This window comes from Streptomyces sp. NPDC012769, assembly GCF_042901205.1.
In the GTDB taxonomy this organism is placed as follows: domain Bacteria; phylum Actinomycetota; class Actinomycetes; order Streptomycetales; family Streptomycetaceae; genus Streptomyces.
Window position 1 is genome coordinate 176,017 of the sequence record NZ_JBIBCP010000002.1, and the last position, 21,045, is coordinate 197,061.

The window sequence follows — 21,045 nt, forward strand, 5'->3', positions numbered from 1 at the left end:
CGGTGAGCCGGGTGCGCGGGATGGTGCGCCAGCCGGGTCGCAGTCGGCCCTGGGGTCCGGTTCCTCGGCCGCCGCCAGGCCGGGTCTGGCTTCGCCGCAGGCGGCTACGTCCGGCGGCGCGCCCGGGGCTCCGGCCTCGTACCCCGCCCCGGGGGCCGGCTCGCAGAGCGCTCCGGCTTCGCCGCAGGCGGTTGCGTCGGGTGGCCCGGCGACAGCCGTCGGCGGTTCCGACGGCTCGCCCTCCCGGGAGGGTGGGGTCGCGTCGCACTCGGCCGTAGTGGGCGCCACCCCTCAGGCTTCGCCCGCCGGTGGGGGTTCTGGCTCGGGCGGCGCGCCCGGTGCTTCGGCCTCGCCGCGGGCGGCCGCCTCAGGCGGCACAATGCCGCCCGTCGCCGGTTCCGGCGGGTCGGTCGGCGGTGAGCATGGCCTCGCGGGTCCGGTCGCGCCCACTGGCGTCGCTTCGCCGGTGACGGCGCCGGTCGGTAGCGGTTCGGGCGTGGCCGGTGCGCCGGGGACTCCGGCATCTGCTGCCGGTTCCGGCAGCTCCGCTTCGTCGGGGACGCGGGACGGTGTGCCCGCCGCGTCCGGCCCGGCCACGGGGGCCGTCACGCCCCCGGCTTCGCCTGTCGGCGGCGGCTCGTCGCAGGCGACGCTCGCCGAGCGTGGCCCGGTCCCGGCCGGCGCGCCCGCCTCGCCCACCGGTACGGCCACCCCGCAGGGCGCGCCCACCGGTGGCGGCTCGGGCCCGGCCGGAGGGCCCAGTGCTCCGGGCTCGTCGCACCCGAACCCGGCTGCCGCCACCCCGCAGGCGACGCTCGCCGAGCGTGGCCCGGTCCCGGCCGGCGCGCCCGCCTCGCCCACCGGTACGGCCGCCCCGCAGGGGGCCGCCTCCGCCGGCGCCGGGCCGTCCGGCGCCGGGCCGTCCGGCGAGTCGCAGGCCGGCACGGCCCTCCAGGGCAACGTCGTCGACTTCGGGTGGATCGCGGGGGTGCCGGTCAAGACCGTCGCCGTGCCCGTGGCCGTTTCCGCCGCGGTCGGCCCGCGGGCGAGCGGGGCGCGGCGGCGGACGGTGATCGGGAACGAGAGCACCGGGTCCATTCCGGTGCACCTGCTCTTCCGGGACGAACCGGACGGTGACGGCGGCCCCGCCACCGTGCCCGTGCCCAAGACCAAGCCCGTGCCCAAGACCAAGCCCGCGGCCAAGCCCACGGCCACGTCCAAGCCGGCCATCCCCGCGCCGACCCGCCCCGCCCCCGCGCCCACCCGCCCCGCCCCCACCGCCGATCCGAAGCTGGTGGAGCGGCCCGGGCCGGTGCTGTCGGGCTGGGTCGGGGTGGTCGGCGGGGCGCTCGCGCTGCTGGGGTGCGTGGCGATGGTGTGGTGGACGGGCGCCGTGCCCGACGAGGTGACCCGGATGCTGCGGCTGCCCTCGCGGCCGTACCACGGCATCCATCTCGGCCAGTGGGCCCTGCTCGCCCTCGGCGTGCTCCTCACCCTCTTCTTCCTGGGCGGTCTCGGCCGCGGCCGGGTCGGCTACGCCCTCGTCCTCACCCTCTTCGGCGACTACCGCGGCACCGTCCGCCGCACCGGCCTGCTCTGGGTCAGCCCGCTCCTGCTGCGCCGCCGCGTGGACGTACGGCTGCGGCACTGGCGCAGCGAGCCGCTGCCGGCCGTCGACGCGAAGGGCACGGCGCTGGACGTCGTGGTCCTCGTGGTCTGGCGGATCCGCGACACGGTCCGCGCCGCGCTGGGCGTCGACCGGCACGAGGAGTACCTGCGGGAGCAGGTGGAGGCGGCGATGGCCCGGGTGCTCTCGCAGCTGCCGGCGGACGCCTTCCACGAGGACGCCCCGACCCTGCGCGACTCCGAGGCCGTCGGCGAGGCGCTGACCCGGGTGCTGTCGGCGGAGTGCGCACCGGTCGGCATCGACGTGTTCTCGGCGCAGCCGACGCGGATCGAGTACGCCCCGGAGGTCGCCGCGGCGATGCGGCGCCGCCGGATCGCGGCGCTCGACGCGAAGCACCGGGACAGCGTGCTGACCTCGGTCGTGGACGCGGTGGACGACGTGGTCCACCGGCTGACCTCTCGTGGTCTGGTGGAGCTGGACGACTACGAGCGGAAGGCGCTGGTGAAGGATCTGACGGTGGCGTTCTACACCGGCCGTACGGCTTCGGGGGAGGGGGCGTGAGCTCCGCCGGAAGCCCCTCCCGTTGGTATGGACATGGCCAACTTCCGTCCCTACCTTGGAACTTGGTCTAGACCGGAATACGTACCACCGCACGCGTGCAGCACAGCCCACAGAACACCCCCACGTTCTCCTGGAGCGACAGCATGCGCAAAAAGACAGGGGTGGCCGCCGTGGCGCTCGGCGTCGCCGCGGCCTCCCTCTTCGCCACCACCAGCGCGAGCGGCCACGGCTACACCGACTCGCCGATCAGCCGTCAGAAGCTCTGCGCCAACCGCACCGTGACCAACTGCGGCGACATCCAGTGGGAGCCGCAGTCGGTCGAGGGGCTCAAGGGCTTCCCGGCCGCCGGACCGGCCGACGGGCGGATATGCGCCGGCGGGAACTCCCGCTTCGCGCAGCTCGACGACCCCCGCGGCGGAGCCTGGCCCACCACCAGGCTCTCGGCCGGGCAGAGCCACACCTTCCGCTGGCAGTTCACGGCCCGCCACGCGACCACGGACTTCCGCTACTACATCACCAAGAACGGCTGGACCGGGACCAAGGCGCTGACCCGCGCCGACCTCGACACCCAGCCCTTCCTGGTCGTCCCCTACAACAACCAGCAGCCGCCCTCGACCCTCTCGCACTCCGGGACCGTCCCGGCGGGCAAGACCGGCCGCCATCTGATCCTGGCGGTGTGGACGGTCGCGGACACCGGGAACGCCTTCTACGCGTGCTCGGACGTCCAGCTCTGACGCCCACGACGACCGTCGCGATTCACAGCTGACGGGGCGTCAGCTACCATCCCGCCGCATGGGGACCGTCGCGGAACTCGTACGACGCCAGTGGGGCGACCACCGGACCGGGCTGAGGGACGAGCACACCACCCTCACCCACCACCAGGTCGCCTCCGGCGCCGCCGCGCGCGCCGCCCTGCTCACGGAGCTGATGCCCGACCGGCCGGGGAGCGAGCCGCACCTCGGCCTGTTGCTCGACAACACACCGGAGTACCCGCTCTGGCTCGGCGCGGCGGCCCTCGCCGGGGCCGCCGTCGCCGGGATCAACCCCACCCGGCGCGGCGCCGAACTCGCCCGCGACATCCGGCACACCGACTGCCGCGTCCTGGTCACCCAGCGGGCCCACCTGCCCCTCCTCGACGGGCTCCCGCTGCCGGGCCTGCGCGTCCTGGTCACCGACACCGACGCCTACCGGGAGCTGCTCGCCCCCTTCGCGACCGCCGCGCCCGACGACATCGCCGCCCGCCCCGTACGCCCCGACACGCGCCTGCTGCTCTCCTTCACCTCCGGCTCCACCGGCGCCCCCAAGGCCGCCGTCTGCACCCAGGGCCGGCTCGCCGCCGCCGGCGCCTCCCTCGTCTCCCACTTCGGGACACGGCCGGACGACACCCACTACATCTGCATGCCCATGTTCCACGGCAACGCCGTGATCGCCGACTGGGCGCCCGCCCTCGCCGCCGGCGCCGGGATCGCGCTGCGCGCCCGGTTCTCGGCCTCCCGCTTCCTGCCGGACGTCCGGAGGTACGGCGCCACCTACTTCACCTACGTGGGCCGCGCCGTCCAGTACCTCCTCGCCACCCCCGAGGGCCCGGACGACCGCGACCACCGGCTCCGGCTCGGGTTCGGCACCGAGGCGGGCGCCGTGGACGCGGCCCGCTTCGAGGCGCGCTTCGGGGTCCGGCTGGTCGAGGGATACGGCTCGTCCGAGGGCGGCGCCGCCGTCCAGCGGACCCCCGGCACCCCGGCCGGGGCCATCGGACGGGCCGCACCCGGCGACGACCTGGCCGTGGTCGACCCGGACACCGGCCGTGAACGCCCGCCGGCCCGCTTCTCGCCCACCGGCGCCCTCCTCAACGCCGACGAGGCCGTCGGCGAACTGGTCAACCGGGGCCCGAATCCCTTCGAGGGCTACTGGCGCAACCCCGAGGCCGACGCCGCACGGCGGCGGGGCGGCTGGTACTGGACCGGCGACCTCTTCTACCGGGACGCCGACGGCTTCCTCTACTTCGCGGGCCGCACCGACGACCGCCTGCGGGTCGACAGCGAGAACCTGGCCGCGGCGATGATCGAGAACATCCTGGCCCGCTGGGAGCACGCGGCGGGCGTCGCCGTCTACGCGGTGCCCGACCCGGTCGCCGGTGACCAGGTGATGGCCGCCCTCGCCCTGCGCCCCGGCGTAGACCGCTTCGACCCGACCGCCTTCGGCGCCTTCCTTGCCGCGCAGGGCGACCTCGGCACGAAGATGCCCCCGACCTATGTACGGGTCGTCCCCGAGCTCCCTCTCACCGCCACCAACAAGATCCACCGCGCGGCGCTGCGCCGCACCGCCCTCGCCTGCGCGGACCCGGTGTGGTGGCGCCCGACGCCCACGTCCCCGTACGAACCGCTGGACGCCCCGGCCCGCGAGACGCTCCGCCGGCGGTACGCGGCCCGGCACCGCCCCTTCCCCGGCGACCCCGACGGTCAGCAGCAGCCGGAGCGGTAGCCCTACGGGGTAGGGCCAGGCCCACCTCCCGTACGCCCACCACACCCCTCGCCCCGCCCCCGCACGCCCGCATACCGTGACCGCCATGCAGCACCCCGGCGTCCCCAGCCCCCTCGACCCCCAGCGCCCGCGCGCGCCCGAACCCCGTACCGTCTGGCAGGCGCTGGCCGTCCGGCCGGGCCGCTTCGCGTGGACCGCCTGGCCCTGGCGGGCCGTCGGCTACCTCGCGTCCGGCGCGGTGACCGGCGCGGTCACGCTGCTCGTGCTGCTCGTCCTCGCCGGCTTCTCGCTGGTCCTGGTCGGGCTGCCGCTGCTCCTCCTCGCCGGGGTGGCCCTCGGCGGACTCGAACGGCGGCGGCTGCGTCTCGTCGACCGCGAACCGGCCGTCGACCCGCACCGCGTGCCCGAGGCCCCCGGCCTCGCCGCGTGGCTCCGGCTGCGGGTGCGGGAACAGGCCACCTGGCGGGAGCTCGCGTACGCCGTGCTGCACGCCACCGTCCTGTGGCCGCTCGACCTGGCCGTGCTCGCCGTCGGCCTCGGCCTGCCCGCCGCCCTGCTCGGCGTGCCGCTCCAGCTCGCGGCCGACGGCCACGAGGCGAAGGTGGTCAAGACGTTCCTGGTCACCACCTATCCGCAGGCCCTGGCCGCCGCCCTCCTCGGCCTGGTCCTGCTGCCCCTGCTGCTCTATCCGCTCACCGCCCTCGCCGGGGCCCGCGCCGCCCTCGGCCGGGCCCTGCTCGCCCCGCGCGAGACCGAGCTGCGCGGCAGGATCGGGGAGGTCACCGCCTCCCGGGCCCGGCTCGCCGCCGCCTTCGAGGCCGAGCGGCGCCGGATCGAGCGCGACCTCCACGACGGGGCCCAGCAGCGGCTCGTCGCCCTCACCATGACCCTCGGCCTCGCCCGTTACGACGCCCCGCCCGGGCCGCTCGCCGACCAGCTCGCCCAGGCCCACGAGGAGGCCGGCCGGGTCCTCGCCGAGCTGCGCGAGCTCATCCACGGCATCCATCCGCAGGTCCTCGCCGACTACGGTCTCGGCGCCGCCCTCGCCGACGCCGCCGACCGCTCGGCCGTCCCGGTCGAGACCTCCGGCATCGACGAGGCCCTGCCCCGGCTGCCCGCCGCCGTCGAGAGCGCCGCCTACTTCGCCGCCCGCGAGGCCCTCGCCAACATCGGAAGGCACAGCGGGGCCGCCCGCGTCCGGATCACCGCCCGCCACACCGACGGCGCCCTCCACCTCGAGATCGAGGACGACGGGCGCGGCGGCGCCGACCCCGCGCACGGCAGCGGACTGACCGGACTCGCCGACCGGCTCGCCGTCCTCGATGGGACACTGACGATCACCAGCCCGCCCGGCGGGCCGACCCTGCTACGAGCGGAGATCCCGTGCAGCGCCCTCTCCGGATCGTCCTCGCCGAGGACAGCGTCCTCCTCCGCGAGGGACTGATCGGTCTCCTGGCCCGCTTCGGCCACGAGGTGGTCGCCGCCGTCGGAGACGCCGACGCCCTGGTCGCCGCCGTCACCGCGCACGAGCCGGACGTCGTCGTCACCGACGTACGGATGCCGCCCGGCTTCCAGGACGAGGGGCTGCGCGCGGCGGTCGCCCTGCGCGCCGAGCGCCCGGCGCTGCCGATCCTGGTGCTCAGCCAGTACGTGCAGCGCTCGTACGCCGCCGATCTCCTGGACGCGGGCGACGGCACCGGCGTCGGCTATCTCCTCAAGGACCGGATCGGTCAGGTCGAGGAGTTCCTCGACGCCCTGGCGAGGGTGGCGGACGGCGGCACGGTCGTCGACCCCGAGGTCGTACGGCAGCTGCTGCGCCGCCACCGCGACCCGCTGCGGGCCCTGACCCCGCGCGAGCGGGAGGTGCTCGGCCTGGTCGCGGAAGGGCACTCCAACGCGGCGGTCGCCCGGCGGCTGGTCGTCACGGAGGCGGCGGTCGGCAAGCACATCGGCAACATCCTGGCGAAGCTGAACCTGCCGCCGGCCGAGGACACCCACCGCCGGGTCCTCGCGGTCCTCGCCTACCTCCAGGCGTGAACACTCCGCGCGTGACCACTCCGGGCATGAACAAAGGAGCCCCTCGCTCTCGCGAGGGGCTCCTTCTGTCTGTGCGCCGCCAGGGACTCGAACCCCGGACCCGCTGATTAAGAGTCAGCTGCTCTAACCAACTGAGCTAGCGGCGCCTGCTGACAGAGAAAATACTACCTGGTCCCGAGGGGTGCTCGTGACCACCCGGGACCTGCTCCTCTTCCCCGCCTCAGATCGCCAGCGAGAGCACCACCGGAGCGGCTCGCCGGTTGAGCGTGTCGGCCGCCGAGCGGAGCCGGTGCGCGTGCTCGATCGGCAGGGAGAGCGCCAGGCAGCCCACGGCCGCGCCGGCCGTCAGCGGCACCGCCGCGCAGACCGTGCCCACCGCGTACTCCTGCAGGTCGAGCACCGGGACGGTCGGCGGCTGGCTGTCCAGCTTGGAGAACAGCACCTTCTCGTTCGTGATCGTCCGGGAGGTCAGCCGGGCGATCTTGTGGCGCGAGAGGTGGTCACGGCGCCCGTTCTGGTCGAGCTGGGTGAGCAGACACTTGCCGACCGCGCTGGCGTGCGCGGCGGAGCGGAAGTCCACCCACTCGTTGACCTTCGGGGTGCGCGGGCCGTCGGTGAACTGGGTGATCTTCACCTCGCCGTCGATGTACCGGCTGATGTAGACGGCGGCGCCGACCGAGTCGCGCAGCTCGGTCAGGGTCTCCTGGAGCTTGCGCTCCAGGGCCTCGCGGCGGGTGGTGCCGGAGCCCAGGAGGACCAGGGAGTCGCCGATGACATAGGCGCCGTCGGAGACCTGCTCCACGTATCCCTCGCGCCGGAGCATCAGGAGCATGGACGACAGATGGGCCACGGGCAGGCCGGTCTCCCGTGCGATCTGCACGTCCGTCACACCACCGCCGTGCCGTGAGACCGTCTCAAGCACGCGCAGGGCGTATTGCACCGAGTGGAACGGCGCGGTGGGCTCGGGCTTCAGCGCCACGGTTTCCCCCTACCAGGTTGTGACCGCAAGCTTCCGTACCACGATAGCCGCCAAGGCCCCGCTGCGGGGCGGCTGTTGGCGAGAATGATGCGGTGCCCCAGCGCCGCACGCTGGGCCGCGCCACTCTGGCATATGCCATGGTCACAGCCGTTCGACAGAGGCTGAGGTCAGGGCCGTGCGCGGGGCCGCCCGGGCGGGCGTGCGGAGTCGTTCCGGACGTGAAGATTTTTTCGGGGAATAAGCGGAGACTCCCTCCTGTTAGCGCTTTTCGTACGTACTTCCGTACCCACCGACGTCACTGCGCAGGAAGGCCCCCAGGTGAGCGACGCGATTCGAGGAGAGGCGCACGGTACCGCGCCCGTACCCCTGTCCGTACTGGACCTGGTGACCGTCGGCAGCGGGAGCACCGCGAGTCAGGCGCTCGCCACCAGCGTCGGGATCAGCCGGCTCGCCGAGCGCCGCGGCTATCACCGCCACTGGGTGGCCGAGCACCACTCCATGCCGGGGGTCGCCTCCTCCTCGCCCGCGGTGATCCTCGCCCACCTCGCCGCCCACACCCGCCGCATCCGGCTCGGCTCGGGGGGTGTGATGCTGCCCAACCACGCCCCCCTGGTGATCGCGGAGCAGTTCGGCACGCTTGAGGCCCTGGCTCCCGGCCGGATCGACCTCGGCCTCGGCCGCGCGCCGGGCACCGACGGGGCGACGGCCGCCGCGCTGCGCCGCACGGACACCCTGAACGAGGGCGCCGACGACTTCCCGGAGCAGCTCGCCGAGCTGACCCGTTTCCTGGACGACGACTTCCCCGACGGCCACCGCTACGCCCGGATCCACGCGGTGCCCGGCCCGGTGCAGGGGGCGGCGGGGCGGCCGCCGGTCTGGCTGCTCGGTTCCTCCGGCTTCAGCGCGCGCCTGGCCGGTCTGCTCGGTCTCCCCTTCGCCTTCGCGCACCACTTCTCCGCGCGCAACACCGTCCCGGCGCTCGACCTCTACCGGGACTCCTTCCGGCCCTCGGCGGTGCTCGACGCGCCGTACGCGCTGATCGGCGTCGGCGCGCTCGCCGCCGACGAGGCCGCGGAGGCCCACCGCCAGGTGCTGACCGGCGCCCTGTCGATGCTGCGCCTGCGCACCGGCCGTCCCGGCCTGATCCCGACCCCGAAGGAGGCGGAGACGTACGGATTCTCCCCGGCGGAGCGGGAGTTCGTCGACGGCTGGCTGGCGAACGTCGTGTACGGCACGGCGGACCAGGTGCGCGAGGGGCTCGACGCGCTCCAGAAGCGCACCGGCGCCGACGAGCTGATGATCACGGCCAATGTGCACGGCGGGGAGGCCCGGCTGCGCAGTTACGAGCTGATCGCCGACGCCTACGGACTGCCGGAGCTCTGAGAAAGCAGAGAAACCCGGGGCTCTGGTTCCTCGCCGGGGCGGCCCTCCGCCGGTCCCCCGCCGGGCCATAAGTGAACCTTAAACCGCTCGTCACATGTGGTGGCGGGCGGTTCCGTTTTGTGCCGCGGCCTCTCCGGGCGGCCCTGACAAGGGCTTTCTTGCGCCAATTGGTCTAGTCCTCAATCTGGTTCAGACCATTGACGTGCTGTTCATACGGCGGATATCACTGCTCCAACTTCCGTACCGCCACCCCTCCCGGAGGCCGCACGTGCACCCCCGCAAACCACTGATCGCCGCACTCCTCAGCTCGGCCCTGGCCGCCGGAGCGCTCGCCGCCACCGTCGGCCTCGGCTCCGCGCAGGCCGCCGACACCGCCACCACCGCCACGACCGCCGCCGGCGGCGTGCGGATCGCGTACTACGACCAGTGGAGCGTGTACGGCAACGCCTTCTATCCCAAGCACCTCGACACCCGGGGCATCGCGAGCAACCTCGATGTCATCAACTACTCGTTCGGGAACATCCACCCGACGAACCTCACCTGCTTCATGGCCAACAAGGCCGCGGGTGACGACAACAACCCGAACGCGGGTGACGGTGCCGGCGACTCCTACGCCGACTACCAGAAGTCCTTCAGCGCGGCCGACAGTGTGGACGGCGTGGCCGACAAGTGGGACCAGCCGATCGTGGGCGTCTTCAACCAGTTCAAGGAGCTGAAGGCGAAGTACCCCCACCTGAAGATCAACATCTCGCTCGGCGGCTGGACCTACTCCAAGTACTTCCACGACGCGGCGAAGACCGACGCGAGCCGCAAGAAGCTCGTCTCCTCCTGCATCGACCAGTACCTCAAGGGCAACCTGCCGGTCGAGGGCGGCTACGGCGGCCCCGGCACCGCGGCCGGCATCTTCGACGGCATCGACATCGACTGGGAGTACCCCGGCTCGTCCGGCGGCCACCTCGGCAACCACTACGGCCCCGAGGACAAGCAGAACTTCACCCTGCTCCTCGCCGAGTTCCGCAAGCAGCTCGACGCGTACGGCGCGGCGAACGGCGGCAAGAAGTACATGCTGACCGCGGCGCTCCCGGCCGGCCAGGACAAGATCAAGTACATAGAGACCGACAAGATCGGTCAGTACCTGGACTACGCCAACATCATGACGTACGACATGCACGGCGCCTGGGACGGCGACGGGCCGACGTACCACCAGTCCCCGCTGTACCCCTCGCCGAACGACCCGACCGACCCGATCGCGCCGGGCACCGAGAAGTACAGCATCGACAACGCCATCGACTCCTGGATCGACGGCAACCCGGCCTACGGCATCGCGGGCGGCTTCCCGGCGAACAAGCTGACGCTCGGCTACGAGTTCTACTACCGCGGCTGGAAGGGCGTGCCGGCCGGCACCACCAACGGCCTCGCCCAGCCCGCGACCGGCGGCTCGGGCGCCCGCCCGCTCAGCCAGCAGGCCGGCATCGCCCACTACAAGGAGCTCGGCGGCATCGTCGACAACGCGGCGACCACCTTCTGGGACGACCGCTCGAAGTCCTCGTACTTCTACAAGGACGGCGAGTTCTTCACCGGCCTGGACCAGAAGTCGATCCAGGCGCGGGTGGACTACGGCAAGCAGCGCGGCCTGGGCGGCGCGATGATGTACTCGCTGCTCGGCCTGGACGACAACATCACGCTGCTCAAGCAGATCAACAGCGCCCTCGGCGGCTCCACGGTTCCCCCGACCACCCCGCCGACCACGCCCCCCACCACCACGCCTCCGACGACGACGCCGCCCACCACCCCGCCGCCCACCGGCACCTGCGCCGCCCCGGCGTACGTGGCCGGCCAGGTCTACACCGGCGGCTCGCTCGTCTCCCACAAGGGCCGCACCTGGAAGGCCCAGTGGTGGACCCAGAACGAGGAGCCGGGCACGACCGGCGAGTGGGGCGTCTGGAAGGACCAGGGCGCCTGCTGAGGCCCTGACCCGCCGCCGAACCCTCGTACCACCTCGTACCACCTCGCACGACCCCTCATGAGCACTGCCCCCGCCCGGAATGTCCCTCCGGCCGGGGGCGGTTCCACGTTCCGGGGCCCGGGCCGCCGGACGCATCCCGCCTCCGGGATCAGACGGCCAGCGGCTCCGCGCCGATCAGCTCGGCGATACGGTCGGGGGACACCGCCCGGGAGTACAGCCAGCCCTGCCCGGTGTCGCAGCCGATGCGGCGCAGCCGGGTGGCCTGGCCCGCGGTCTCCACGCACTCGGCGGTGACCGTGAGCCCCAGCCGGTGGGCGAGCTGGACGAGCGCCTCGACGATCAGCTCGTCCGCCGGGTTGGCGTGCGCCTCGTCCTGGAAGCCGCGTACGAACGATCCGTCCAGCTTCAGCACGGAGACCGGAAGCCGGCTCAGATAGGCGAGGTTGGAATAGCCGGTACCGAAGTCGTCGATCGCGATCCGCACGCCCATGTCGCTCAGCGCCTGGAGCGCCTGGAGCGGGCGGCCCGCCGAGCCCATCACCGCGGACTCGGTCAGCTCCAGCTGGAGCAGATGCGGCGCGAGACCGGTCTCGGCGAGGATGCCGGCCACGTCGGCCACCAGGTCGGAGTCCCAGACCTGACGCACCGCCACATTGACGCTGACGAAGATCGGCCGGTCGCCCGGGTGGTCCTTCTGCCACTGCCGGGCCTGCCGGCAGGCGGTCCGCAGCACCCAGCGCCCGAGCTCGACGATGGAGCCGTCCTCCTCGGCGATTCCGACGAACCGATTCGGCGCCAGGGTGCCGAACTGCGGATGGTTCCAGCGCACCAGCGCCTCGACCCCGCGCACGGCCCCGTCGGCGAGGTCCACCAGCGGCTGGTACTCGAGCGCGAACTCCCCGCGCTCCACGGCGGGCCGCAGGGTGGAGGAGAGCGCCTGCCGGGTCATCCGGTGGGCGTTGCGCTCGGGATCGAAGAGCGTCCAGCGGGCCTTGCCGTCGGCCTTGGCCCAGTACAGCGTGGTGTCGGCGGCCTGCATCAGGCAGGTCGCGGAGGAGCCGCGGGCCCGTCGCTCGACGACGCCGATGGAGGCGGAGACGGAGAGCCGCTGTCCGGACAGGTCGAAGGGCTCCTGGAGCGCGGTGAGGACGGACTGGGCGAGATCGGCGAGCTGTTCGGTGCCGGTGGAGTCCTCGACCAGGATCGCGAACTCGTCGCCGCCGAGCCGGGCCACGAGGTGCCCGCCGTTGCGCGTGTAGCCGTAGCCGTCGGCGCACTCGGTGAGCCGGCCGGCGACGGCGGCGAGCAGCCGGTCGCCGATCCGGTGGCCGAGCGTGTCGTTGACCGCCTTGAAGCCGTCGAGGTCGAGGTAGCAGATGCCGATCCGCCCTGTTCTGCCATGCCCGTACGACTGGTACGACTCGTACGACCGCTCCCGGGGGTCCTCGTCCGCGGGGCCCTCGGCGGCGGCGGTCTCCAGGGCGGCGGTGAGGCGCTCGAAGAACAGGGTGCGGTTGGGCAGTCGGGTGACCGGGTCGTGCATCTGGAGGTGGCGCAGCCGGGCCTGGAGCTCGCGCCGGTCGCTGATGTCGGCGACCGACAGCAGGACGCGCGGGCGGTCGGGCACGGGGGCGACGGTCACCTCGGCCCACAGGGAGCGGCCGTCGGGGTGCTTGAGCCGGCGGGTGCAGCGGAAGCGGGAGCGGCGGCCGCGCAGCACCTCGCGGTAGGCGTGCCAGGTGCGTCCGTCGGACCCGAGGTCGACCAGGTCGGCGGCGGCCTGCTCGCGCAGGGCGGCGGGTTCGGTGCCGAGGAGGGTGCCGAGGGCCTCGTTGGCGGCGACGACGACGCCGTCCCGGTCGACCACGGCCATCGCGAGCCGCGCGGCCCGGAAGGCGGCCCGGTAGTCGCGGAGTTCGGCATCGGGACCGGGTGCGGATGAGTGACGCTCTGTGAGCACCGGCTCCGCCGACGGGTGCACCGGTACTTCGGGGGTTCCGCTCACCGCTCGCTCCCGTAGTGCGTTCGGGCCGTACAGATGTGGTCGGAATGGTCGGCCAGGGAAAGTGTGCCGATCATAGAGGCTGGCCCGGGGGCCGTTCCAGCTCCGAGGCCCGCCGCGCGGCCCCGGCGGACTGTGAGGCTCCCCACCCGCACGCCCGCCCGATCGTTTCTGCGCGGGTCTGACACGGGTCGTTGAGGACCTGACCGAATGTGACTTTCCGTGAGCTGCTGCGCGTCCGTGTCGCGTCGACCCGGCGCGTCCCGCTCACCCGACCGGGGCAGCCGAAAGGTGCGAAACGTCATAAACCACCACAAGGTGGGTGGGGAGTCACGCTTTCCGGAGCCGGAGGTCCACGTGAGGGGTCAGCAGCCACCCGGGGGAGTGCAACGCTCGCGCCTGCGCGCCGGTGCGGCTGCCTTCACCTCGCTCGCGGCGCTCGCCGCGACCGGGCTCGTCGCCGGGCCCGCCGTCGCCGAGCCCTCCGCGGGGCCGTGCGCCCTGCCCCGTACCGCCGCCCATCACTCGCTCGGCCTCGACACCTGGAACGGGTCCTATCCGCGGCCCACCCGCACCCTCGACGCCGTCATGGTCTTCCTGTCCTTCCCGGACTCCCAGCCGCTGACCACCCCCGCCGAGCTGGCCGCCGACCACTTCCCCGGCACGGCCGACTTCTTCGAGCGGGCCTCCTACGGCCGGTTCACCCTGCGCGCCCATCCGCAGACCGACTGGACCCGGATGCCGCAGGACTCCGTCGCGTACGCGATACGGCGGGACTGGAGCGCCGAGCACCGGGCGGCGTATCTGCGCGACGCGATCCGGGCGGCCGACGACTCCGTCGACTTCTCCCGCTACGACGTCGTCTATCTGGTCGCCGACCCCGACGCGCCCGGCGTGGACTCCGACGCCACCAAGGTGGTCAACCTGGAGCGCCCGCTGGAGGTCGACGGCACCGAGATCAAGCGGGTGGTCACGGTCTTCGAGCGCCATCCGCCGGACCGCAACGTGCTCGCCCACGAGACCGGCCACGTCTTCGACCTGCCCGACCTCTACCACCGGCCGACCGACGGCAAGGGCGACTGGGACACCCATGTGGGCGACTGGGACGTCATGGGCAGCCAGTTCGGGCTCGCCCCGGACCTCTTCGCCTGGCACAAGTGGAAGCTGGGCTGGCTCGACCGCTCCCAGGTGACGTGCGTGCGCGACCCCGGTACGCAGGTGATCAGCCTGGAGCCGGTCGCCGCGGCGCCCGTGGCCGGCGGCACCGTCGGCACCCGCCTGGCGGTGGTCCGCACCGGCGAGGACAGCGTCCTGGCGATCGAGGCCCGCGCCGCGACCGGCAACGACCGGGACACCTGCACCGAGGGCGTGCTCCTCTACCGGGTCCGCAACGAGGCGGCCTCCGGCGAGGGCCCGGTGGAGGTCGTGGACACCCATCCGCGGACCGACTCGTGCTGGGAGCGCTCGGTCTACCCGCCGCTCGCGGACGCGCCGCTGGAGGAGGGCGAGTCCTTCACCGTGCCGGACGCCGGCGTCCGGGTGGAGGTCGCCGAGCGGAGCAAGGCGGGCGTGTGGACCGTCCGCGTGACGGGTCCCCGGGCGGCACCGGTGCGGTGAGGGTGCGCCGGCCCCCGGCCCCGGTCCGGTCCCAGGACACGAAGAAGCCCCCCGCTTCCGCGAGGGGCTTCTTCCGTCTGTGCGCCGCCAGGGACTCGAACCCCGGACCCGCTGATTAAGAGTCAGCTGCTCTAACCAACTGAGCTAGCGGCGCCTGCTGACGTCGTAGACATTAGCACCCGGATCCGCCGAAGCAAAAATCGATACCCGCACGTCGGCGCCCGAAACCATCCGGGCCGCCCGGACGCAGGCCCACAGCAGCACCTCCGGGCCGGGCAGCCAGGGTGTGCGGGTGTCCGGGGCGACCAGCCAGCGGGGCCCCGAGGCGTCGGACGGGGTGAGCGGGGGCACGGTCACGGCGTCCCCGGTGCCGTGGCAGAGCGGCCGGGGCACGGCGTCCCCCCACTCTTCCCAGTCCAGCAGGGAAGGTAACCGCTGGGCCGTGCCGGGGGCGGCGAAGAGCAGCATCCGGCCCCGGTGCACGGCGACGGGCCCGGAGCCCGGGCCCTCGGCCCAGAGCCGGTCCAGCATCCGGCGCCCGAACGTCGGCTCCACGTTCACCACGTCGAAGACACGGCCGCAGGGCAGCACGGCCGGGGAGGTGGGCCGCTCCTCCCAGCGGGTGAGCGTGGCGCCCGGGCGGGAGGCGGCGGAGGCGAGCCAGGCGGCACCGTCCTCGGTGACGCGCGCGGCCTGGTGCCGTCGCTCCTCGTCCGGGTCCCGCAGGAAGCGGAAGATGTCGTACGGGGTCGTCTCGTCGCTCAGCCACGTGGTCATGGGACAAGATCTACCGGGTGTGACCGATCCGTTTCAGCGGGTTGCCAGAAACCCGGACAGACCGGGGTCGGGAGGAGTATCTTGCGCCCCGGCATATGCCAGGGCGCTGGGCTGCCCGGGTAGTCCGGGGGCTCACTCCTCGGGGTCGCGGCCGCCCGTACGGATCAGGTCCTGTCCGAACTCGATCATCTTCCGCGCGTAGTCCTCGGTCCACTCGGCCCGCTCGGCCACGTCCGCGGCCGTCAGCCGGTCGAAGCGGCGCGGATCCGCGAGCTGGGCCGCCGCGATCGCCTGGAACTCGACCGCCCGGTCCGTCGCCGCCCGGAACGCCATCGTCAGCTCGGTCGCCCGGGTCAGCAGCTCCCGCGGGTCCTCGATCGACTCGAGGTCGAAGAAGTGCTCCGGGTCGGCGGTCGCCTCGGCGGGCTCGAAGACCAGCGGCGCCGGCCTGACCCGCCGCTGCCCACTCCGCTCAGCCGGTTCCGCCATGGTCCTTCTCCTCCTCGCACACACGCGGCCCGGACACCCGGGCCACCTTCCATTCTCCCGCGCCTGGCAAGACCGCCCCAGGGCCACGGCTCGCGCCCCCCGTCACGGCGTCCAGCCCACCCGGTGTTCCGCCAGATGGGACAGGACCGCGTGGTTGGCCTCCCACCCGTCCGGGAACTTCACCGTGACGCCCAGCTGGACCGGCTCCGTCGAGGGGTGTTCGTCGAGGAGGTCGGCGACGCCGGCGCGGCAGACGACGACGCAGGCGTGACGGTGGCGGGAGGCCAGGACGCAGAGGCGGCCGGTCTCCAGGTGGAAGGCGGTGGCGTCGGGGCGGCCGGAGAGCGGGTGGAGGACGACGGTCACGTCGTACTCGCGGCCCTGGAGGCGGTTCGCCGTGTCCACGGTCACGCCGGAGACACCCAGCTCGACCAGGGCCGCCCGGATCGACGCCGCCTGGTCGCGGTGGGCCGTGCCGACCGCGATCCGGTCGGCGGTGAGCGGCGCCGGGTCGGGGGAGCGCTCGCTCACCGTCACACCGCCGCGGTCCAGGAGACGGCGCACGACCAGGGCGACGGCGTGGACCGCCTCGGGATCGGTGCGCGGGGTGTGCCGGGCGGGCAGTTCGAGCAGGCCCCAGCCGGACTCCGCCGCCTCGTCCAGGACCCGGTCAGGACCCGAGCCGTCCGAGTCGACGCCGAAGGACAGCCGCCGGTCACCGTGACCGGTGCCGCTGCGGAACGGGGTGTACGGGTAGAAGGCGTCGGACACCAGGGGCGCGGCCGACGCCGGGAGCCGCCAGGACACCGGAAGGCGGTGCTGGGGCAGCTCCGGGTTGTGGGCGAGCAGGGTGCTGACGGCGGAGGCGGACGGGTCGTACGACAGGCCCGCCCACTGCTCCGCGCCCACCACCGAGAACGGGTCGAGCTGCCCCGGGTCGCCCACGAACAGCGCCCGCTCGAACAGGCCCGCCACGGCGAGCAGCGCGTCCGAGCGCATCTGGTACGCCTCGTCCACGATCGCGTGCGCCCACGGCTCCACGTTCTTCACGTGCGCCCACTTCGCGGCCGTCGACACGACCACGGGAAGCCCGGTCAGCTCCGCCGCCTTCGCGGACTTCCGCACCTGCTCCAGGTCGTCGAGCGCCTTGTCGTACGGGTCGGAGTCGTTGGAGTGGAGCCGGCCCACCGGGAGCCCGGGCCGCTTCTCGGCGATCCGCAGCACCAGATCGTCCACCTGCGCGTTCGTCTGCGCGACGACCATCAGCGGACGTCCGGCGTCCGCCAGTTCCAGCGCGGCCCGCACCACGAGCGTCGACTTGCCCGCGCCGGGCGGGGAGTCGACGACCACACCGCGGGCGTCTCCGTGCAGGGTGCTCTCCAGGATGGCGGCCGTCGCCCGCGCGGCCGCCGCGGACGGATCGAAGGCGGTCACCGCCGGGGTCACGGATTCGGGGCTCACAGCACGTCCTCGGGGGTCACGGCATCGGGCAGTTCGACGGCGTCCGGGCGCGGGGGGCCGCCGTGCGTCCACGGGGTCTCCTCCGGGTCCGGCAGCTTCGCGCCCATCCGCTGGTCGTGCTCGAACAGCGTCCACACGATCCGCTCGCCCTTCTCCGGCACGGAGCCCTCCGCCGGCTCCTTCGAACGGCCCATCTTGTCCGTCAGCCGCAGCACCAGCGACCCGTCCGGCTCGTCCGCCACGAACTCGGCCGTCTGCGGCCTGCCGTCCAGCGACCGGAACACCTTCACGCCGCCTCCCAGGTGCGGCCGGTCGTCCGTGCGGACCGTGAGCAGCGGGCGGGGCCGGCCCTTCTCCGTGTACGCCATGGTGACGTCGACGACCTCCGCGACGAACGCCTCGCCCGACAGCCGCCGCCCCGCCATCACCAGCGGGTCGTCCAGGGCCTCCTGTGCCTCCAACTGGCCCTGCGCCTGCTCGCGCGCCGCCAGCTTCTGCGCGGCGGTCACGGCGTCGTCCCGGCGCGGCTGCGGCGGCTCGCCCGCCGCGATCCGGTCCCGCTGGCCCGTGAACGACCAGCGGTCACGCGTCCAGCGGTCGGCGACCCGGGCACCCTCCGGCAGCTCCCGCAGCAGACCGAGCGCCCGCCACACCGCGTCCCAGGTCGGCTCCAGCTGGGAGCGGACCAGCTCGCGGATCTCCCGCTCGGCCCGGTGCAGCGCGGCGAGCCCGTCCTCGGCCGCCCCGCCGTCCTCGGCCGCGCCGAGCGCCTGCCGGGCCCGGTCATAAGCCTCGATCGCGGGCGCGAGGAGCTTGTTGTCGAAGGCCGGATCGGTCGCGGGACCGGCCGGCGGACACAGCAGCTGCCCCCGCGCGTCCCGCCCGAGCTCGGCGCGCAGCGCCGCCTCGGCACCGGACTCGCCCTCCGGCGGGTCGATCCAGGCGAGCAGCGCACCCAGGTGCTGGTCCTCCAGCGACGACTGGCCGGTGGCCCAGTGCCGGTTCAGCAGGTCCGTCGCCGCGACGAGTAGCGAGGAGCCCGGCACCCGGGCCCGCTCGCCGAGGTGGGTCAGCCAGCGGCCGAGCAGCGGCACCCGCGGCGGCGCGGGGAAGGGCGTGTCCGGGTCCTGCTCCGCCGTCCGCCGGAACCGCGTCGACCGTCCCAGCAGCCGTACGTACGCGAGGGCGGCCCGGCTCGGCACGACCACCTGCGGCGCGTCCGCGCACAGTTCGACCTCGACCTTGACCTTCTTCCCGGTCTCCGGGTCGGTCTCGGAGCGCTCCGCCGCCTCCACCGCCTCCGCGAAGGAGTCGACGTACGGCAGGATCTCGCCGGCCAGCTCGGCGAGGAACGCGAACCGCAGATCGCGGTCGCGCGGCTGCGGTACGACGAGCAGCCGCGGCCGCTCGGGGTCGGTGCCCACCAGGGCCCCGAGCGGCGCGCCGGCCTCGCCCGCGGTCGTGAGCGGCACGAGGACCAGGGGCCGCTCGGACAGGTGCCGGTGGCGCACGGTGGCCAGCGGCTGGGCCCGGCCCGCCTCGACGGCCTCCATCCGGGCCAGGGTGGAGATCAGCGACATGCCGCGACCTCCAGCGCCTCGGCCCGCAGTGCCCGGGCCCGGCGCAGCGCCCCGACCGCCGGGTCGTCGGGGTCGCCCGCCTCGCCCCGCGCCGCCGCCAGGACCGCGCCGATCGTCGTCAGGCCGCCCAGCTCGCCGCGCACCGACCGGCCGAGCGCCGCCACCACGTCCGCGGCCCGCGCCCGCTCCCGGCAGTGGAAGGCCAGCTCGCAGGCGGACAGGCACTCCGGCGCGTACGCGTGCGGCACGCACTCCACCGCCGCCGCCAGCTGCTCCGCCGAGCACTCCGCCACGTCGAAGGTCACGCCCTCGGGCAGCGCGTCGGCGATCTCCTCGATCCGGGTGAGCCGGGTGAGCTGGCGCCGGGTCACCGACAGCTGCTTGCGGACGTCCACCGCGGAACCCGTCGGCAGGTTGGAGAAGTCCTTGGGGCAGACCAGCAGCACCGTGTGCGCCACCCGCGCGCCCTCCGTGACGGCCGCGACCCGCTCCAGGGCCAGCACGTACACCGCCGCCTGGCGGGCCGCCGCCCCCACCTTCGACGCGTCGGCGGACCCGTCGATCATCGGGAAGGACTTGATCTCCACGACCGTCCACCGCCCGTCGGGGTGGACCACGACCGCGTCGGGCTCCAGATAGACGGGGGAGCCGGCGACCTCCAGGGCCAGCATCGGATGGTCGAGCAGAGCCCAGCGTCCGGCCGCCGTCGCCTCGCGCAGCGCGAGCGCCGTGCGGGCCGCGCGGCCCTCGGGCCCGGCCGCCGCGAGCTCCGGCAGGTCCACCGCCGACGGCTCCTCGATCCCGAGCAGCCGCAGCAGCTCGCGGCCCCCGTCCGCCTTCACCTTCGCCTCGAAGGCGTTGCCCCGGGCGATCGCGAACTGCGACTGGCCGAAGCCCGAGGGGGCGCCCAGCTTCGCGGCCAGCGCGGTCTTGTCGACCCCGGCGCCGTCCAGGATCGCCCGTCGCCGGCAGCCCGGGTTGGCGGCCAGCGCGGCCAGCGCCCGCGCGTCCAGCGGACGCGGCACGGCGGCCGGTCCGCGCAGCTCAGCGAGCCGGTGCCGGAGTGTCGTCTGCGGCGGCCGGTGCGGGCCGCCGCCCAGGGATGCGCTCACCCGCGGAAGTCTCCCATCCGCCACTGACAGGCGGGGCGCTTTGCCGGGATCCGCCCGCCATCGCCCGGTCCGCCGCCCGGTCCGCCGCCGGGCTCGTGACCCGGTCCGCGACCCGGTCCGCGAGGCGCATCGCGTACGGCGCGAGCAGCAGCCCCGCGCCCATCACGGCCGCCCCGGCGACGGCGTCCAGGAAGTAGTGGTTGGCCGTGCCCATCACCACGAGGACGGTGAGCAGCGGGTACGCGACGCCGAGCGCCTTGAACAGCGGCGTCCGCCCGTACCGCCACAGCATCACCCCGCACCACAGCGCCCAGCCGACGTGCAGGCTGGGCATCGCCGCGTACTGGTTGGTGAGCCCGCCGAGACCGCGCGGCGCGCTCGCCTCGCCGCCCCACCAGCCGTACGCGCTGAACTGCGCCATCGTGTCGACGAATCCGTGGGCCGGATCGAGCAGCCGGGGCGGGCAGGTGGGCAGCAGGGTGAAGCCGACGAGCCCGAGGAGGGTGGCGGCCATCAGCCAGGTGCGGGCGGCCCGGTAGTGCGCGGGACGGCGGCGGAACAGCCACACGAGGACGGCCGGGGTGACCAGATAGTGCAGGGAGGCGTACGCGAAGTCGGCGGGCACGCCGAGGGCCGGGGTGGTGGTGAAGAGGCGGTTGAGCGGATGCTCGGCGTCGATGCCGAGGGACTGCTCGAAGCGGAGGATGGCCAGGCCGTGGTCGACGGCGGCGGCCACGTCCCCGCGGGCGAGCAGCCGGCCGCCGGAGTAGGCGGCGTACACCACGGCGATCAGTATCAGCTCCGCCCACCAGCGTGGCCTGCGCATAGGTGCTTCCCCCGGCTTCCCCGGCGGGTCCTTCGCGACCCGTCCCCGACCGAGTGAGGACGCCCGTGGGCGGCCGCGGGTTGCCCGGCGGTCACCGCGAATTCAGGTGGGCGATGATGGAGGTGCACCTTGTTCCGTGGACCCCTG

Annotated in this window: 16 protein-coding genes and 2 tRNA genes; 8 read left to right on the top strand and 10 right to left on the bottom strand. The window is 74.0% G+C overall.

Annotation, left to right across the window (positions count from 1 at the left end):
• Positions 1-571 precede the first annotated feature (571 nt).
• The 5 genes from ACFY7C_RS09660 (at position 572) to ACFY7C_RS09680 (ending at position 6,706) form a co-directional block, all read left to right on the top strand.
• Complete coding sequence (locus tag ACFY7C_RS09660) at positions 572-2,188, top strand: SPFH domain-containing protein (RefSeq protein WP_389646493.1); 1,617 nt, start codon at positions 572-574, stop codon at positions 2,186-2,188.
• 143 nt (positions 2,189-2,331) lie between these two features.
• Positions 2,332-2,922, top strand: a complete 591-nt coding sequence (locus ACFY7C_RS09665; RefSeq protein ID WP_389646495.1) for a lytic polysaccharide monooxygenase — start codon at positions 2,332-2,334, stop codon at positions 2,920-2,922.
• A 58-nt stretch (positions 2,923-2,980) separates the two neighbouring features.
• On the top strand, positions 2,981-4,669 hold the full coding sequence (locus ACFY7C_RS09670; RefSeq protein ID WP_389646498.1) for an AMP-binding protein: 1,689 nt from the start codon (positions 2,981-2,983) through the stop codon (positions 4,667-4,669).
• Positions 4,670-4,754: 85 nt separating this feature from the next.
• The gene (locus ACFY7C_RS09675) at positions 4,755-6,113 is read left to right on the top strand and encodes a sensor domain-containing protein (protein ID WP_389646500.1); all 1,359 of its coding nucleotides are present in this window, start codon (positions 4,755-4,757) and stop codon (positions 6,111-6,113) included.
• Complete coding sequence (locus ACFY7C_RS09680) at positions 6,053-6,706, top strand: response regulator (protein WP_389646502.1); 654 nt, start codon at positions 6,053-6,055, stop codon at positions 6,704-6,706. The genes ACFY7C_RS09675 and ACFY7C_RS09680 overlap by 61 nt, the downstream gene beginning before the upstream one ends.
• A gap of 72 nt (positions 6,707-6,778) precedes the next feature.
• Here ACFY7C_RS09680 and ACFY7C_RS09685 read toward each other — a convergent pair.
• Positions 6,779-6,852, bottom strand: a tRNA-Lys gene (locus ACFY7C_RS09685).
• Between the two features lie 74 nt (positions 6,853-6,926).
• On the bottom strand, positions 6,927-7,685 hold the full coding sequence (locus tag ACFY7C_RS09690; RefSeq protein WP_389646504.1) for an IclR family transcriptional regulator: 759 nt from the start codon (positions 7,683-7,685) through the stop codon (positions 6,927-6,929).
• A 318-nt stretch (positions 7,686-8,003) separates the two neighbouring features.
• Between ACFY7C_RS09690 and ACFY7C_RS09695 the strand changes: the two genes are divergently transcribed.
• Together ACFY7C_RS09695 and ACFY7C_RS09700 are read left to right on the top strand one after the other, a co-directional pair.
• Positions 8,004-9,068, top strand: a complete 1,065-nt coding sequence (locus ACFY7C_RS09695) for an LLM class flavin-dependent oxidoreductase (protein ID WP_389646506.1) — start codon at positions 8,004-8,006, stop codon at positions 9,066-9,068.
• Between the two features lie 268 nt (positions 9,069-9,336).
• Positions 9,337-11,034 carry a glycosyl hydrolase family 18 protein gene (locus ACFY7C_RS09700; protein ID WP_389646509.1) on the top strand — a complete coding sequence of 566 codons (1,698 nt, stop codon included), beginning with the start codon at positions 9,337-9,339 and terminating at the stop codon, positions 11,032-11,034.
• Between the two features lie 148 nt (positions 11,035-11,182).
• Here the strand turns inward: ACFY7C_RS09700 and ACFY7C_RS09705 are convergent, their stop codons facing one another.
• Positions 11,183-13,039: a putative bifunctional diguanylate cyclase/phosphodiesterase gene (locus ACFY7C_RS09705; protein WP_389646512.1), complete on the bottom strand. Its 1,857-nt coding sequence runs from the start codon at positions 13,037-13,039 to the stop codon at positions 11,183-11,185.
• Between the two features lie 381 nt (positions 13,040-13,420).
• Here ACFY7C_RS09705 and ACFY7C_RS09710 point away from each other — a divergent pair, with 381 nt between their 5' ends.
• Entirely contained in the window at positions 13,421-14,653 is a 1,233-nt protein-coding gene (locus ACFY7C_RS09710; protein WP_389646514.1) for a M6 family metalloprotease domain-containing protein, read from the top strand.
• Between the two features lie 80 nt (positions 14,654-14,733).
• On the opposite strand, the gene ACFY7C_RS09715 is transcribed toward ACFY7C_RS09710, so the two are convergent.
• The 7 genes from ACFY7C_RS09715 to ACFY7C_RS09745 all read right to left on the bottom strand — a co-directional run bounded on the left by ACFY7C_RS09715 (position 14,734) and on the right by ACFY7C_RS09745 (position 20,898).
• Positions 14,734-14,807, bottom strand: a tRNA-Lys gene (locus ACFY7C_RS09715).
• Complete coding sequence (locus ACFY7C_RS09720; RefSeq protein ID WP_389646517.1) at positions 14,798-15,430, bottom strand: hypothetical protein; 633 nt, start codon at positions 15,428-15,430, stop codon at positions 14,798-14,800. The genes ACFY7C_RS09715 and ACFY7C_RS09720 overlap by 10 nt, the downstream gene beginning before the upstream one ends.
• A gap of 132 nt (positions 15,431-15,562) precedes the next feature.
• Positions 15,563-15,919 carry a hypothetical protein gene (locus ACFY7C_RS09725; RefSeq protein WP_389646520.1) on the bottom strand — a complete coding sequence of 119 codons (357 nt, stop codon included), beginning with the start codon at positions 15,917-15,919 and terminating at the stop codon, positions 15,563-15,565.
• Positions 15,920-16,021: 102 nt separating this feature from the next.
• Positions 16,022-17,353, bottom strand: coding sequence for an AAA family ATPase (locus ACFY7C_RS09730; protein ID WP_389649421.1), 1,332 nt, complete (start codon positions 17,351-17,353; stop codon positions 16,022-16,024).
• A 23-nt stretch (positions 17,354-17,376) separates the two neighbouring features.
• Positions 17,377-18,960 carry a hypothetical protein gene (locus ACFY7C_RS09735; RefSeq protein ID WP_389646523.1) on the bottom strand — a complete coding sequence of 528 codons (1,584 nt, stop codon included), beginning with the start codon at positions 18,958-18,960 and terminating at the stop codon, positions 17,377-17,379.
• Positions 18,951-20,072 (bottom strand): hypothetical protein, encoded by a 1,122-nt coding sequence (locus tag ACFY7C_RS09740; protein WP_389646526.1) that lies wholly within the window; start codon positions 20,070-20,072, stop codon positions 18,951-18,953. Before ACFY7C_RS09740 ends, ACFY7C_RS09735 begins: the two co-directional genes overlap by 10 nt.
• Positions 20,005-20,898, bottom strand: a complete 894-nt coding sequence (locus ACFY7C_RS09745) for a phosphatase PAP2 family protein (protein ID WP_389646528.1) — start codon at positions 20,896-20,898, stop codon at positions 20,005-20,007. The genes ACFY7C_RS09740 and ACFY7C_RS09745 overlap by 68 nt, the downstream gene beginning before the upstream one ends.
• Positions 20,899-21,045 lie beyond the last annotated feature (147 nt).

Coding starts and splice junctions, on each gene's coding strand:
- ACFY7C_RS09665 (WP_389646495.1), top strand. CDS start 2,332: ATGCGCAAAAAGACAGGGGTGGCCGCCGTGGCGCTCGGCGTCGCCGCG.
- ACFY7C_RS09670 (WP_389646498.1), top strand. CDS start 2,981: ATGGGGACCGTCGCGGAACTCGTACGACGCCAGTGGGGCGACCACCGG.
- ACFY7C_RS09675 (WP_389646500.1), top strand. CDS start 4,755: ATGCAGCACCCCGGCGTCCCCAGCCCCCTCGACCCCCAGCGCCCGCGC.
- ACFY7C_RS09720 (WP_389646517.1), bottom strand. CDS start 15,430: ATGACCACGTGGCTGAGCGACGAGACGACCCCGTACGACATCTTCCGC.
- ACFY7C_RS09725 (WP_389646520.1), bottom strand. CDS start 15,919: ATGGCGGAACCGGCTGAGCGGAGTGGGCAGCGGCGGGTCAGGCCGGCG.
- ACFY7C_RS09735 (WP_389646523.1), bottom strand. CDS start 18,960: ATGTCGCTGATCTCCACCCTGGCCCGGATGGAGGCCGTCGAGGCGGGC.
- ACFY7C_RS09745 (WP_389646528.1), bottom strand. CDS start 20,898: ATGCGCAGGCCACGCTGGTGGGCGGAGCTGATACTGATCGCCGTGGTG.